This window comes from Allobosea sp. TAB14 (assembly GCF_052113865.1).
GTDB classification, from domain to species: Bacteria; Pseudomonadota; Alphaproteobacteria; order Rhizobiales; family Beijerinckiaceae; genus Allobosea; species Allobosea spartocytisi.
The window spans coordinates 25,543-39,959 of record NZ_JBFRDQ010000012.1; the positions used below are offsets into that span (position 1 = coordinate 25,543).

14 protein-coding genes, 1 tRNA gene and 2 pseudogenes are annotated in these 14,417 nt (G+C 63.1%); 10 read left to right on the plus strand and 7 right to left on the minus strand.

Going from position 1 to position 14,417, the window contains the following annotated elements; genetic code table 11:
- Positions 1–317: 317 nt before the first annotated feature.
- The 6 genes from repA (at position 318) to AB4Y99_RS03150 (ending at position 5,379) form a co-directional block, all read left to right on the plus strand.
- On the plus strand, positions 318–1,532 hold the full coding sequence (gene repA / locus AB4Y99_RS03125; RefSeq protein ID WP_441522329.1) for a plasmid partitioning protein RepA: 1,215 nt from the start codon (positions 318–320) through the stop codon (positions 1,530–1,532).
- Positions 1,529–2,566 (plus strand): plasmid partitioning protein RepB, encoded by a 1,038-nt coding sequence (gene repB, locus AB4Y99_RS03130; RefSeq protein ID WP_441522330.1) that lies wholly within the window; start codon positions 1,529–1,531, stop codon positions 2,564–2,566. Before repA ends, repB begins: the two co-directional genes overlap by 4 nt.
- Positions 2,567–2,831: 265 nt before the next feature.
- Positions 2,832–4,061, plus strand: a complete 1,230-nt coding sequence (gene repC, locus AB4Y99_RS03135; protein WP_441522331.1) for a plasmid replication protein RepC — start codon at positions 2,832–2,834, stop codon at positions 4,059–4,061.
- A gap of 82 nt (positions 4,062–4,143) precedes the next feature.
- A complete protein-coding gene (locus AB4Y99_RS03140) occupies positions 4,144–4,632 on the plus strand; it encodes a hypothetical protein (protein WP_441522332.1) in 489 nt (162 codons plus the stop codon).
- A 126-nt stretch (positions 4,633–4,758) separates the two neighbouring features.
- A complete protein-coding gene (locus AB4Y99_RS03145) occupies positions 4,759–4,965 on the plus strand; it encodes a hypothetical protein (protein ID WP_441522333.1) in 207 nt (68 codons plus the stop codon).
- Between the two features lie 123 nt (positions 4,966–5,088).
- Complete coding sequence (locus AB4Y99_RS03150) at positions 5,089–5,379, plus strand: WGR domain-containing protein (RefSeq protein ID WP_370955904.1); 291 nt, start codon at positions 5,089–5,091, stop codon at positions 5,377–5,379.
- A 47-nt stretch (positions 5,380–5,426) separates the two neighbouring features.
- Here AB4Y99_RS03150 and AB4Y99_RS03155 read toward each other — a convergent pair.
- Positions 5,427–5,499 (minus strand) — tRNA-Ile (locus AB4Y99_RS03155).
- Between the two features lie 628 nt (positions 5,500–6,127).
- On the opposite strand from AB4Y99_RS03155, the gene AB4Y99_RS03160 reads away from it, so the two are divergent.
- On the plus strand, positions 6,128–6,346 hold the full coding sequence (locus AB4Y99_RS03160) for an AbrB/MazE/SpoVT family DNA-binding domain-containing protein (protein WP_038357850.1): 219 nt from the start codon (positions 6,128–6,130) through the stop codon (positions 6,344–6,346).
- Positions 6,312–6,680, plus strand: coding sequence for a type II toxin-antitoxin system PemK/MazF family toxin (locus AB4Y99_RS03165; protein ID WP_248311060.1), 369 nt, complete (start codon positions 6,312–6,314; stop codon positions 6,678–6,680). Before AB4Y99_RS03160 ends, AB4Y99_RS03165 begins: the two co-directional genes overlap by 35 nt.
- An 89-nt stretch (positions 6,681–6,769) precedes the next feature.
- On the opposite strand, the gene AB4Y99_RS03170 is transcribed toward AB4Y99_RS03165, so the two are convergent.
- Complete coding sequence (locus tag AB4Y99_RS03170; protein WP_441522334.1) at positions 6,770–7,936, minus strand: tyrosine-type recombinase/integrase; 1,167 nt, start codon at positions 7,934–7,936, stop codon at positions 6,770–6,772.
- Between the two features lie 227 nt (positions 7,937–8,163).
- Between AB4Y99_RS03170 and AB4Y99_RS03175 the strand changes: the two genes are divergently transcribed.
- Positions 8,164–9,360 (plus strand): RHE_PE00001 family protein, encoded by a 1,197-nt coding sequence (locus AB4Y99_RS03175; protein ID WP_441522335.1) that lies wholly within the window; start codon positions 8,164–8,166, stop codon positions 9,358–9,360.
- Positions 9,361–9,394: 34 nt separating this feature from the next.
- Here the strand turns inward: AB4Y99_RS03175 and AB4Y99_RS03180 are convergent, their stop codons facing one another.
- Both AB4Y99_RS03180 and AB4Y99_RS03185 read right to left on the minus strand, forming a co-directional pair.
- Positions 9,395–9,706: a type II toxin-antitoxin system RelE/ParE family toxin gene (locus tag AB4Y99_RS03180; RefSeq protein WP_441522339.1), complete on the minus strand. Its 312-nt coding sequence runs from the start codon at positions 9,704–9,706 to the stop codon at positions 9,395–9,397.
- Positions 9,706–9,954 (minus strand): antitoxin, encoded by a 249-nt coding sequence (locus tag AB4Y99_RS03185; protein WP_441522336.1) that lies wholly within the window; start codon positions 9,952–9,954, stop codon positions 9,706–9,708. Before AB4Y99_RS03185 ends, AB4Y99_RS03180 begins: the two co-directional genes overlap by 1 nt.
- A 204-nt stretch (positions 9,955–10,158) precedes the next feature.
- On the opposite strand from AB4Y99_RS03185, the pseudogene AB4Y99_RS03190 reads away from it, so the two are divergent.
- A pseudogene (locus AB4Y99_RS03190) lies at positions 10,159–10,308 on the plus strand (IS66 family transposase); the annotation flags it as partial.
- A gap of 141 nt (positions 10,309–10,449) precedes the next feature.
- Here AB4Y99_RS03190 and AB4Y99_RS03195 read toward each other — a convergent pair.
- The 3 genes and pseudogenes from AB4Y99_RS03195 to AB4Y99_RS03205 all read right to left on the minus strand — a co-directional run.
- The gene (locus AB4Y99_RS03195) at positions 10,450–11,793 is read right to left on the minus strand and encodes an HlyD family type I secretion periplasmic adaptor subunit (protein ID WP_441522337.1); all 1,344 of its coding nucleotides are present in this window, start codon (positions 11,791–11,793) and stop codon (positions 10,450–10,452) included.
- Positions 11,794–11,800: 7 nt separating this feature from the next.
- Complete coding sequence (locus tag AB4Y99_RS03200; RefSeq protein WP_441522338.1) at positions 11,801–13,552, minus strand: type I secretion system permease/ATPase; 1,752 nt, start codon at positions 13,550–13,552, stop codon at positions 11,801–11,803.
- Between the two features lie 151 nt (positions 13,553–13,703).
- A pseudogene (locus AB4Y99_RS03205) lies at positions 13,704–14,417 on the minus strand (hypothetical protein); the annotation flags it as partial.

Here is a 14,417-nt window from a genome sequence, read left to right on the forward strand (position 1 = left end):
TCGCAACGGCCACTAACGGTGGTGTCGCACCGAATTAGAACGTCCGGTGCTGGGGTTTGCCGCCTTCCCTCCCCTCCCCTCCCCTCCCCTTCGGCAAAGCCCATTGAGGCGCAGGAAGAAGCAGCGGCGTTTTGATCCTTCGATGGGATGCGATGATCCTTTGCTGCGCGGGTGACAATCCATGCGGCCAAATATCTTCGGGCGTTAACAGGTCATTAACCTTAAATCTCTGGACCGACGGCTAGAATCATGGCGTAGCTTATCGGGAGAAGGCCGATAAAGCGGCCTTTGCCCGACAAAGAGGAATTCTTACGCCAATGCCCGAAGCCGTGGCGCAAAAATCCATACAGTCGCTGGCACCTGCCGAGCGCGTTTGGAAGCATGCCCGGGTCCTTTCGCAGCAGCTGAATGCGCTGCGCGAACGCATGTACCCGCCGCACGCGCAGAAGAGCCTCCGTCATTTTCTGACGAATGAGGTTTCGAAGCTCACCTCGATTCCCGATTCGACGCTGAAGCTAATGTCGAATGAGGGCAAGGGGCCCCTACCCGCTCGTCTGGAGAACAATCACCGAGCCTACACTCTCGCTCAGATCAACGAGCTGAGGCAGCTCTTCGGCGCGCAGAAGCCCTCCGAAGCTCTTCGCTTTCTTCCGCATCGGCGGCGGGGGGAGCATTTGCAGATCCTGGCCATTGCCAACTTCAAGGGCGGCTCGGCTAAGACAACGACCAGCGTGCACCTTGCGCACTATTTGGCGCTGCATGGGTATCGAGTTCTCGCGATTGACCTCGATCCGCAGGCCTCGCTTTCAGCAATGTTCGGCGCGCAGCCCGAAATGGACGTTGCTGCCAATGAGACAGTTTGGGCCGCTCTTCGATATGACGAGCTCCGCCGCCCGCTGCGAGACGTGATCCGGAAAACCTACTTTCCGGGCGTCGATCTCATACCGGGCAATCTGGAAGTGATGGAGTTCGAGTACGAAACGCCCCGCATGCTGGCTCAAGCCAGAAAAGCCGATTCGCTCTTCTTCGAGAGGCTCGGCCTGGCTATTCGGGAAGTCGAGGACGATTACGACGTGGTCGTTCTCGATACGCCGCCATCGCTCGGGTACCTGACGCTGGCCGCGATTTATGCGTCAACRGGAATGATCGTAACGATCCATCCCGCGATGCTCGACGTGGCGTCGATGGGTCAGTTCTTGCTGATGATGGGCGATCTCATCGACGTAATYTCGCGTGAGCGAGCTTCGATGCGCCAAGATTTCTTCCGCTATCTCATCACGCGCCACAATCCGTACGACAAGCCGCAAACTGAGATTGTCTCGATGCTCCGGATGTTGTTCCCCGATGACGTCTTGGTGCCGGCGGCCGTCGAAAGTACTGCCGTTGAAGCCGCGGGCTTGGTGAAGAGAAGCATCTATGAACTGGAGGCAGGAGAGATCGGACGCGAGGCGTTCAAGCGCGCTCGCGAATCGTTTGACGCAGTGAATGAAGGGATTGTCGATCTCATCAACGAGAGTTGGGGCCGGCGATGAAGAAACCCGTGCGTCAATCAATCGTGGCGAGCTTCGGGCTGTTGTCTCAGACGGCATCGGAAGCGGAAAGCGAGAGCAGGCGTTCTGACGCTGCGTCTGAGAATTTTACTCCGCCAGCTCCGCGGGTTCCTGCGGGCGTGATTGGAGCTACGCAGCGGACCCTCTCGGACATYCGAGAAGAGCGCGATCGACTCCAGGCGATTGTGGATTCCGGCGTCGGTGGAATCGTGGAGCTCGATTCCAGCAGCATTGACCCCTCACCCTTTCCCGATCGCCTTCCCGACGACGATGACGCTGATTTTCAGGAGTTCAAGCGGTCGCTTGCCGAGGATGGTCAGCGGGTTCCAGTTCAGGTCCGACGTCATCCCGAGACGCCTGGACGCTACCAAGTGGTCTACGGCCATCGCCGTGTACGTGCCGCTCGCGAACTCGGAGTTCCGGTAAAGGCCATCATCCGAGACCTGGATGACGGCGAGCTCGTCGTGTCGCAAGGCTTGGAGAACGCTAGCCGGCAGGATTTGAGTTGGGTCGAGCGTGCGGTTTTCGCGAGTCGGATGGAGGCTGCAGGTGTTCGAGCCCGAGACATTAGGGGGGCGCTCGCCATCGATGACGCGGAGTTGGCGAAGATGCGGTCGGTATGGAGAGCCTTGCCTGGGGACTTAATTGTCGCCATCGGGCGAGCCCCGAAGGTTGGGCGTCCGAGATGGCTTGAGTTGGCGGCTGAGCTTGCTAAGGCCCCATCTCAAATTGCCGTAGCTCGAGAAACCTTGTCAGCTGACAAGGTTCGCGCGGAACCCTCCGACATCAGATTTCAGTTGGTTTTGGGCGCGGTGTCCGCCGCCAAGCAACCCTTAGAGAAGCAGGCTTTCGATCTGATGGCCAGTGATGGGCGAAGCGTGGGCAAGGCGCTGTTTGGTAGCCGAGWGATTCGGCTGAAGGTCGATGCTCATTCAGCGAACGAGTTCGCTTCGTTCTTTCGCGCCGAGTTGCCGGAGTTGATGAAGCGTTTTGAGGCGACACGCCGCGGACGCTGAATATGGAAACCTTGTCAGGTGACAAGCTTGAAGCAGGAGGGAAAAGGCAGAGCCATTCGCTGCGCAAGGTCGGAACAATGATCTTCGCGCGGTGAGCGAACCAATCCAGCAAAAGAAAAAGGCCCCCGAAACGGTGTYCCGGAAGCCCTTCTCTCGTGTGGTGACCTGAGAATCGCACTTCCTCGAATCGCCGTCAAGAGTCTCTTGGAGACGAAACGCCATTTTGGCGGGCGGGATTCTTTTGCCTAACCATAGGTGAAGGAACGTGGTGAATCACGCTGCATCGACGCCCTTTGGGCGGCGGACGCTGACGCTTGCCCATGTGGCAACTCAAGCGCTCGCGAAGGAACGGTCGCCCGATAAGGCGGTCCATAAATGGAATCTATTCCGGGATGTCTGCACGGCCAAGGCACGGCTGGGCGTGAACGAGCGCGCCCTGGCTGTGCTCGACGCCTTGTTGACCTTTCATCCAGAGACAGTGCTGACGGGCGACCAACTTGTCGTCTTCCCCTCTAACCAGCAACTGGCGCTAAGAGCGCACGGGATGTCGCCGGCCACCTTGCGGCGGCATCTAGCGGTGCTCGTCGATGCCGGTCTCATCATTCGGCGGGATAGCCCGAACGGGAAGCGCTACGCACGGAAGGGGAGGGGAGGGGATATCGAGCTCGCCTTCGGCTTCGATCTGTCGCCTTTGGTTGTTCGTTCTGCCGAGATCGAGAGTGCGGCCGAGGACGTCAGGCTCGACGAGCGCGCCCTGAAGCTCGTGCGCGAGCGCATCACCATCTGCCGGCGGGACATCGCCAAGATGATCGCTGCCGCGATCGAGGAGAATGTCCCGGCACATCAGGCGGGCCAAGGGCCGTCGACCTGGCAGGAGATTCATACGCTCTATCGGGCGATCATAGACCGGATTCCGCGCACTGCGTCGCGCGAGGTTCTGGAGCCAATCGCCGATGAGATGTCGATGCTGGCGGATGAGATCCTCAACCTATTGGAGCTTCACACAAAAACTCAGAATCTAAGCGGCACTGAGTCTCATTCTGAGCGTCACAAACAGAATTCAAATCCAGACCTCCCTACTGATCTTGAACCTCGCTTTCCAGAAAGCAGGGCTGGGGAGGTCGAGATCGATCGTGATCCGGGGAGGAGGACCGAACGGCCGTTCCCGTTAGGAATGGTCCTCGATGCCTGCCCGGACATCATCGATTACGCTCGGGGCGGGATTTCGAACTGGCGAGATTTCCTGGTGACGGCAGCGATGGTGCGATCGATGCTCGGAATCAGCCCGAGCGCCTGGCTTGATGCCCAGAATGCGATGGGCGAAACCGAAGCCTCGATTGTCGTTGCGGCAATCCTGCAGCGCGGGGAAGCGATCTCGAGCGCGGGCGGTTATCTGCGCGGCCTGACACGGAAAGCGGAAGCCAACGAATTTTCGATCGGACCGATGCTGATGGCGTTGATCGGAAGCCGCCGGCGTGAACCGAAACGAGCATAGCGCACCCGTGGATCGCTGACATGTGCGGGCCGTCGCTGACAACAGACTGGTACAACGGGCCTATGGTGATGAGGTTTGCTCGATGAATTGGAAGCCGCCGGCGCCGATCGACGCCAGTCCGGAAAACCGGGCCCGGGTGAGCGGGCCTGGCTTACGGACGCTCTTCAATGTCGCGCCCGTCTGGGAGCTCGATGTTGCCGAGATCCGAACGCTCCTGGGTATGCCCACATCGGACGAATTTCAGACCTGGTCTGATACTGCCCGCGCCGACGAGCCTCTAACCCTTGAAACCGACGTCCTATTGCGGATTTCGGCGGTGCTCGGGATTTATAAATTCCTCCGTCTGTTGGAGGGGACTAACGACGAGGGCTCGAAACGACTCCGAGGCATCAATCRTGAAAACCCCTTCAATGGGAAAGCGCCAATGGAGCTGATGCTGTCCGGCTTCGAACCTGGGCTGATGGATGTCCGTGGCTACTTGCTCGCCAAGGAGTACGGGGGCGGCACCGCCCCTAACGAGGTCGACCTCAACTTCAAGCCTTATACCGACGCCAATTTGATCCGTATCTGATATCGCCTCGGATGACCTCTTGTGTTGCAAGGCGGTCGATTCAATATCGGCGCCGCCAGCTCCCATGAACGATGCGGCTGAGGCGGGCTCTTGGTGCTGCAGTTTCGGTGTTTCAAAGGAATAGACGTGTTTCAGATCAAGGCCATGATCCGGGGTAGCAAGGTCAAGGAAGCTGCCCCTTCTGCGGTGGAGGCGCTTCGCCGCTACCGGGATATCCAGACACGTCCGGGTGTGACGGCTTGTTCGGTGATGAAGGGCGGCGTGCTGGTGGGGCAAGCCGAGCTCGTGAGCGCGGCGACAGTCGAGGACCTGCGCGCCAAATCCGGGATCTGACCTCGCGGCGAGGGCGAGGTTCTGCAGGACGCCTCGCGGTTCATCAATGATGTGAATCGTCAACGCGAGATTGATTCATCCTTTGCGTTGGACGGGTGTCTGCCATGAGCGCGAGATGCGCGCATGGACAGCTCCTTCGCCAAAGACGTGCCGCGCCTGCAGATGCTGGTGTTGGACCGATCCGATCCAGCGCAGAATATGGCCCGGTTCTATGTCCTTGCGATTGAGCCCACACTATTTGGCGATGTCGCGCTTGTACGCGAATGGGGGCGCCGGGGCTGTTCCGGTCGGCGGCGATTGGATCTCTACGGGGATCAAGAAGCCGCAGCCGAGGCACTGCAGGACTGGCTCCTTCGGAAGACCCGACGTGGCTACGGCGTCGTAGCAGCTTCGGTGACGAACGAGGGGGCATAGCCGGAAAGCTCCCGGTGTTGGGGCGGCCGCTTTTTAGAATGGCATAGTAGGCCGGGCCGGACTCGAACCGGCACCGGCCCTGTTATGAGCGGCAAGCTCTAATCATTGAGCTACCGGCCGGGTTGGGCGTTTAGCATTCAGCGCGATGGGCAAACAAGGCTGCGCGATCGTTCCTCTCGGGCCCGAGATGAGCCCTCAGACCCTGCGGCAGGCTGCCTCGTTCGCTCCGCGAGCGGATCGTCGTGGGAGGAGGAAGGGAGCTGGCCGCGTTGCTGCCTAGCCACACGAGAGGAGAGTCTGCCGGTTTGTCGACAATCCCGATTGCACGAGGCCGGGATGAGACCGAAGCTGGGCAGAGAGGGAGGCGAGATTATGCGTACGCCTGACAGCTCGGAAGCCTCTATGGCTCGCATCAACGGCATCCTCATTCGGAGTGCCATCGCTGTGGCGATTGCTGCGACGATCGTGCTGCCGCTGCTCCGCTAAGTCGGGTATTCCGAAAGCGCGCAAATTCGGCCGGAGGCGAAAAGTCGACCTCGTAGGRGCCTCGCTGAGTGCCCTTCGGGTATGTGGCGGCTAGGGTGGTGAGGCAAAGCGCTTAAATGCCCCCAGCGGTCATTTATGAGGCTTTTAGTCTGGCGGATGTGATCGTGACGTTTGTACGAACGATGCTGACAGCATAACCACYGTAGGTTGCGCCGAGAAAGGATTTTCCTTACTGTAAGGACTTTCCTTACGAGGGCTCGTCATGATCACGAGCAAGCTGACAAGCAAGGCGCAGACGACGATCCCGCAGTCTATCCGGACAGCGCTGCAACTGCGGGAAGGCGACGAAATCGCTTACAGCATTGAAGGCGGAGCTGTTGTGATCCGCAAGGCGCCGGCGCCGGTCGTGGTCGAGGATCCGTTCGGCACGTTTGGCGAATGGGACAGTGAAGCCGATCGCAGAGCTTATGCCTCCCTCTGATTTCCAGCAGGGCGACGTTGTCCGGGTGCCATTTCCCTATAGCGACCGCAACACAAGGCAACACCGCCCGGCGCTTGTCGTCAGCAACGGCGCGATCGGGGAGGGGAATGCACTGCTGTGGGTTGTCATGATCACCAGCGCCGAGAACCGGCCATGGGTCGGGGATGTGTCGCTGGGACGATTCTATCAGGAGGCCGGCTTGCCGGCTCCGAGTGTGATCCGTACTGTCAAGGTCACGACTATCGAGGCCGCCCACGCTCAGCAGCTTGGCCGTATCAACCCCGCCCTGATGGCTGAGGTGGGTGATCAGCTCAAGAAACATCTGGGTGTCTAACGGTCGCTCGCAGCGGCATTCCGGGCGAGGCGCCCGTCCATCTCGGCTGAGCCTGACGGAGCTCGCGCCGACCACGTCGACTCAACGTTTCAAAGTGCCAGGCGGGCGGCTTGGCTGAATTGCCGCTCGGCGTCGTTGTAGTAGGACGCCGCCTGCTGCACCGAGCGGTGCTGCGACTGTTGCATCGCCGCGGGGAGCGAGACGCCGTTGCGAGCGGCCTCGGTCAGGTAGCCGGAGCGCAGGCCGTGGGCGGAAAATTCCCAGGGATTGAGCCCGGCCTGAGCACAGCGGCGCTTAAGGATCAGGTTGACCGCCTGCGGGGTCAGGGCGCGGTCGGAGAGACCCTCCCAGCGGTCGATCGCCCGAAACACCGCGCCCTTGCTGATATTGGCGCGTTCGAGCCATTCGCGCAGGGCCTCRACCGGCGGCCCCACGATGAGGACGCGCGCATCGTCATTGGCCATTGCCGTCTTGGTTCTACCGAGCGTGATCGCCAGGCAGGGCAGGCGCGGGGAATTGAGATCCTCGGGATCGAGCGGGACCGGCGCCTCCTCCGAAAGCTGTTCGACGCGCAATCGTGCGATTTCGCTGCGGCGACGACCGCCTGAGCCAAAAGCTATCAGCAGCAGCGCCAGATCGCGCGTGTCGCTCAAGCGATCGCTGCGACAGGTCGCAAGCAAGCGGTCAAGGATATCGCGGGTGACGGCGCGCTGGCTCTTGCGCCGGCGGGGCCGGGCGCTGGCCCGCACCGCCAGACGCACCGCCGTCCGCAGTGATGGCGCGGTGAACGGGCCCATAAGGCCTTTCCAGCGGTGCAGCRTCGCCCAATGGGCGAGCCGGCGTTTGACGGTCGAGGGCGCGTGGGGACCGTCGCTGCGCAAATGACCGTCCAAGCGTAAGGCTGCGGCGATCGCGTCGGGCATGCCATGCGCGGCATCGGTTTCGCGTTGCGCCGGATCCCAGAGGTGTTGCGCGACGAACTTCAGCGTCAGCGCTTCCGGCGCCGGCCAGGGCAGGGGCGAGCCGGTTGCTGCGATCGCCCAGGCTTCGAGATAGGCCAGGTCCGAGGCGAGCGCGCGCAAAGAATTCTCGCCCAGGCCTTCCTGGGCCAGGTGGCGCAGCGTCGCGACATCGTCGTCGGTCAGGATCTTGGCGAGCTGATCGCGGCGCTCCAGCGGTAAAATCCCGGCGAGTGCGTCGAGCTGCAGGGCGCGCCGCGTTTCTGTCTCGGCCGAGAGCAGGAATGTCGATGTCACGGAGGCTCCTGGTGCGGCTGACACGGGCCGCTTTCGTCGACCGGATGCCCGGCCGACGTCGTCGGCGAGCTTTCGGAGCGCGAGAATCGCCGAATTTCGCAGGCGTGTCCATSACTATCGATAAGAGGTAATTATCGATAGTGAGAGATAYTAAGCTAGAGATATCGGAGTGAAACAATCTAATTGTTAATTTGACTGGGTATGATAGATAAATCGACGTGAATTCAATGCACTATGATATATCTCGCGGCGAGCGCCAAACCCTGGTTTCGGACTGCGCCGCAGCCTCCGAGGCCGCGGCGGTCGCACTCGCCCGCTTCGACGAGCGCCTTTCCCGCGCAAATCCCGTCCTGGCCGAGGGGGTTCGCCAGCGCGGCCACGCCTTTGAAGCCCAAGCCCTAATCGGGCTCACTGGCGGCCTGTGCCCGCTCGAGGATCTGTGCCTGCACGACGCCGGCATGGATGTGCGCAGCCCGACGCGCGAAATCACCCGCGCCGCCGCCATGCTGGACGAGCGCCGGCGCCTGGCCCGGCGCGAGCCGGCCGAGATTTTTAGCCCCAGCGCCCTGCGGCTGCGGCTCGGCATTGAGGAATCACAAGACCCAGCTCGAACGGACACGGAGACGACCCCGTCGCGGGCTGCGAAACGGGTTGCGGCGCCATGGGACCGGATCGATCGGGAAGACGACGATGAAGACCAGGCCGATGAGGATGATCTGGACCTGGAGGACGATCACCATTCCCGTGCTGATCCCGCCTTCGCCGAGATCGACGCGCTCTTGGCGCGCACCCGGAAAAAGCTCGATGCCTGGAACGACCTGTCCTCGGACGAAGGCCGCAAAAACCTGACTTTGCGCGATCCCGGCTATGACGCGGCCGGGCGGTTCGCGCGCTGGCACCAAATCCTGGAGGAGGGCAGGGGGCTGCCGGCGGCCCTTGCGGCCGCACTCGCGCTCGATGCCTGGCTCGTGCTTGAGCCCTCGGAGCGCGCCGGCGAACTTGGCTTTGCGCTCGCGGCCACGCTGTTGCGGCAGCGCGGGCTGGCGCAGGCGCATCTGCCGACCGTGGGGCTCGGATTGCGACGCGGGCGGTTCCGCTGGAGCCCGCACCAGCCGCGCAATGCTCGCATCGACGGGCTGCTCGGTGCCCTCAGTGAGTCCGCCGCGTTCGCGCAGGCCGATTGCGATCGATTGGCCCTGGCGCGGACGTTGATGGTGCGGAAGTGTGCGGGGCGGCGGGGGAATTCGAAGCTGGCCGAGCTGGTCGAGCTATTCGTCGCGTCGCCGCTCGTCACCGTGCAAATGGCGGCCGCGCGCCTGCAGGTCACCCCGCAAGCGGTCGAGGCGATGCTGAGAGAGCTCGGCGGCAGCCTGCCGCGCGAACTCACCGGCCGAAAACGCTATCGGGCCTGGGGGATCGTCTAGATTTGGGCGGAGCGCGGCCCGCCCCGAGAAACTCTTACATGTTCAGCCTATCGGCCAGTCGCGTCATCAGATCCATGCGCTCGTGAAGAATCGCGACGATGAGCGCCGGCGCATTCACCCGAGGCAGACAAAACACGTAGTGATGGCCGCACCGCGCCGTGCGCAGCCCCGGATAAAGCGCACTCATGTCCTTAAAGGTGGCGTCATGGGCGACAAGGCGAATAATGCCGGCATCGAGATCGCCGATATAGCGGCGGACCTGCGCTGCACCCCACTGCTTACGCGTGTAGCGGATGATGCTGCGCAGGTCGGCTTCCGCCGCATCGGTCAGAACATAATCCGGAATCAAGCGCGGCTGTCCTGGCCCAATTCCTCATCGAGGATTTCGACAACGGTCTTGGTCGAGACCTTCCCGGCCAGGCCCTCATTGATCCGGGCGCCGAGCAGCGACTTCAGCTCACGCCAAGCCTGGTCGCTATCGACCGGAAACAGTCGCTCAAGCGCATATTGCTTGATCGTTTTGCCCTGCAGGGCGGCCAGCGCCTTCAGGCTCTGATGCTGCTGATCGGTGATGTCGATCGTCAATCTGCTCATACAACAACTCCGTCGCTTTCTTTGATGCCCACATTACCACATATGTGGGYATGCGGCGATACAGGATGAGGGCAACTGTCATTTGCTACGCCGGAGACGCCGGCAAGGAGCCGAGTGTTATCGGCGGAGACCACGTCCGGATGCGGTTACCGAAGGGGGATTTTGGCCCAAGGCGGACATCGAGCATGTCCGCTTCCAGGCAGCCTCTCGCGCTTCCTCGACGACGGCTGCGTCGAAATCGACTCCAACGTGGTCGAGCGCGCAATCCGACCAATCGCGCTCAATSGCAAGAATGCGCTCTTCGCCGGCAGCGACGGCGGCGGCGAGCACTGGGCCGTCATCGCCTCGCTGGTGGCCGTCGTCGCCTGTAAACGAACAGCCGCCACAGAATTCGATGATCTGCCAGCCGGTCGGTCGCTGCCGTTACCTCCGCGGCTCGCTTCCAAATTGACGTGTCCGAGAACGAAATGTGTCCCCCCAGAAGCATGCTCAGCGTCAATCGTATCGGAACGATCGCGCGATCTGGTCCTCGATCGGCTTGACGAGATAGACGAAGGCGGTGCGCAGGCCGGTCTGGATGAAGGCTTCGACTGGCATGCCCGGAAGCAGCACCTTGCCATCGAGCCGCTTCACTTCGGTCAATCTCAGGCCGATACGGGCGGTGTAGAAGGAGACACCTGTCTTCTCGTCGGTGGAGGCGTCGGCCGAGATCTGGATCAGGCGCCCCTCCAGGTCGGGGGTCGCGCGACTGTCGAAAGCAGGAAACCGCAGTACTACAGCCTGGCCGATGCGCAACCGGTCGATCATGGCCGGCTCGATGCGTGCCTCGATCACGAGACCGTCCGTCTCGGGCACGATCAGCATGATCTGCTCGGCCGGCGAAATAACGCCGCCGATCGTGTGCACCGTGCTCTGGTGAACGATGCCGTCCTGCGGCGCGTGCATCTCGGTCCGGTCTAGCTGGTCGACCGCTGCTACGCGCCGCTCGGAGAGATCGGCGATCTTGCCGTCGACATCGCGCAACTCGGTCGTGACCTCGCGGCGTAGGTCCTCGTCGATCTGCAGGATCTGCAGCTCGATCTCGGCGATGCGTCCCTTCACCCGGGCCGTGTCGGCAATGAGGCTGCCCTGCTCGCCGGCGAGTCGTGAGGCCTCGCGCTGCAGCGCCGTCAGCCGTGACAGCGCGACGAGGTTCTGGTCGTAGAGCTTCTGTACGCCGTCGAGCTCCTGCTTGATCAGGCCGGCCTGCCCCTGCTTGGCCTCGATCTGGGCCGCGATCCCCCTGATCTCCTCGCGCGACTGGGCGATGCGCTCGCGGAACTGCGAGCGCTGCAGCTCGGCCGCGCTGCGTCGCGTGCGGAACAGGGCCTGCTCGCTGTCCAGCGCCTGGATCACCGTCGGCGCTCTGGCCCGCTCCGCCAGCTCCGTTGGGACGACGACCTCGGCCTTGCCGTCGCGCTCGGCCTCGAGGCGGGCCTTGCGGGCCTGGAACCGGCGCAGTTCGATCTCGATCAGTGCCAGGCTTGCCCTGGCATGGGTCTCGTCGAGCCTGACCAGGACGTCGCCGGCCTTGACGTGGTCGCCGTCCTTGACCCGGATCTCCGCTACGATGCCGCCGGCTGCATGCTGGATGCGGCGGACATTGCTCTCGACAACTATCTTTCCGGAGGCGATGACCGCGCCCGCCAGCGGTGCGGTCGCGGCCCAGAGCCCGACTGTGCCGAAGAGCACGGCGATGACGGCGACGCCAGCGATCGCCGCCTGGCGGATATCGCGACGGGGATCTAGGCGGCGCGCGATCTTCCGGTTCGCAGGACCTGACAGGTGCCTACCTGCCATGTTCTCGTTAGCCGTGCGCATCGGTTGTCACTATCCTCTTCGAAGTCGGGAAGCCGGCGCCGGCCGCTGCGGGGGCAGCCGCCAGACTCTTGCGCAGGATCTCTTCCTTCGGCCCGAACGCCTGCACTTGGCCCTCAGCCAGGATCAGGACGAGGTCGGTGCCAGCGAGCGCCGAGGGGCGGTGGGCAATGACGATCACGATGCCGCCGCGCTCGCGCACGCTGCTGACGGCGGCGGTGAGCGCCGCATCGCCCGCAGCATCGAGGCTAGCGTTCGGCTCGTCGAGCACAACCAGGAACGGGTCGCGGTAGAGCGCCCGGGCGAGTGCGATATGCTGGCGCTGGCCGCCGGAAAGGAGGCTGCCGGCTTCGCCGATCGGCGTCTCGAAGCCCTTGGGCAGGCCGAGGATCATGGCGTAGGCGCCGGCCGCCTTGGCTGCGGCGAGAACGGCCTCCTCGCTGATATCCGGATCGAAGCGGGCGATGTTTTCCGCCACCGTGCCGGCGAAGAGCTGCACGTCCTGCGGCATGTAGCCGATGATCCCGCCGCGCTGCTCGGGAGCCCATTGGTCGAGCGTCGCGCCGTCCAGGCGCAGGCTGCCGCGCATCAGCGGCCAGACCCCGACCACCGCCCGCGCCAGCGTCGACTTGCCGGAGGCGGAGGGGCCGATGATCGCAAGCCCTTGCCCCGCATTCAGCGCAAAGCCTGCATCCTTCACGATTGGGCCCTGGGCGCCCGGTGCCGCGACGAAGACATGTTCCAGCACCAGCCGCTGCGTCGGCCGGTCCGGCGCGATGGAGGGATGGCCGCGCGGCTCCGCCAGCGCGGCCTTCAACCGCTGCCAGGCCTGGCGGGCACCGATGAAAGGCCGCCAGCTGCCAATGGCGAGTTCGATCGGTGCCAGCGCCCGGCCGCTCAGGATCGAGGCGGCGATCATCACGCCCGAGGAGGCCTCGTTCTTCATCACCAGCCAGGCGCCGAGGCCGAGCATGGCCGACTGCAGCATGAAGCGGATGGTCTTCGACATCGTGCCGAGCGTGCTGACGAGATCGGACGAGCCAAGATTGGTCACGACGTAACGGTCGTTGATGCGGTCGAACAGAGTGGCGACGCGCCGCTCCATGCCGAGCGCGCCGATCACTTCGGCATTGCGCCTGGCGGCCTCGAGCAGGGCCGAGCGCTCGGCACCCACGCGAGACGACTCGCGCGCCGGGCCACGCGTCAGCACTTCGGTCAGCAAGGCGATGAAGATGAGGATCGCCGCGCCGGCGACCAGGGTCCAGCCGAGAGAAGGGTGCAGCAGGAAGCACAGACCGCCATAGAGCGGGATCCAGGGCAGGTCGAACAGCGTCGTCGGCCCGAGCCCCGAGAAAAAGCCGCGCACGCTGTCGAGATCGCGTGAGAGCTGAATGCCGCCCGGCCCGCCGCGTAAGTTCGTACCGAGGATTGCGCCGACCACCGGCGCGCTGAGTTGGCGGTCGAGCACGATCCCGATCCGGATCATGATGCGCTGGCGCAGCCAATCGAACAGGCCGAGCAGAATGTAGAGGGCTGCGACAATGATCGAGAGCGCGACCAGCGTCGGCACGCTGCGCGAGGGCAGCACCCGGTCATAGACCTGCAACATGTAGATCGACCCGGTCAGCATCAGCACATTGACCAGGGCAGAGAACAGCGCGACCGCCAGGAAGGCGGAGCGGCAGGAGGCCAACGCCTCGCTGGCAGCATTGGAAGAGGGCTTGGGAAGCAAGGCAGCCATCCCTAAGCAGATGTGAACGGGTCAGGCAGGGCCCACCCTACGGCCCCGGCGGATCTCACCGGAGATCCGCCTTCGGCCAACAGCAGGCAAGATTTCCCGGAACTTCCGACAGCTGCGCTTGAACGAGCCGCCGGAAAATCCCGCTTTGCTTTCAGGCGAACAAAAAATCACTATGTGTCAGCATGTGCGTGAAATTGTGCAACGTAACCTGATCCGCCCCGGCGGTAATGACGGTGTCGGAGCCGCTTTGCGCGATGGTCAGATCAGCGAAGGAGTGTACGCCCGCCACACCGTTGAACCCGATCTTGTCATGCTGGGCCTGACTGAAATCTTCGATGGTGTTATTGGTCCCGACCGTCATCGAACCAGAATCCTTGAACAGGAACAGATCGGCGCCGCCACGCGCGTGGTCGCTCAGTTGTCCGTCGCCCCACATGTCGTTGCTGACCGCGGATCCGGATGCTGCGGTCCCGGCGATCAAGGTATCATTGCCGCCCCTGGCGAAGCCTGACAGGGTTGCGGCGTCACCGAAGAGGCTGTTCGTCACCGCGCCTCCGCCGCTGTTGCTGCCGCCGGTCAGCGTATCGTTGCCGCCGCTCGCCGCCTCGCGCATGGATTGCGCGTCGCCATAGAACTGGTTGACGACATCCCCGGAACCGACGCCGCCCGACAGGCGGTCATTGCCGCCGGCAGCATCGCCGAACATCGTCTGCGCGTCGCCATAGGCCGCATTCGCGAACTGTGCGGATAGGCCCTCATTGCCGGCAAAGAACGCCACGTCATCGCCGCCCTGAGCCCGGCCGAACATGTTGTGGCCGGCATCACCGAAGAAAGTGTTGCTGGAGCCGGGACCGCTGGTGAACGT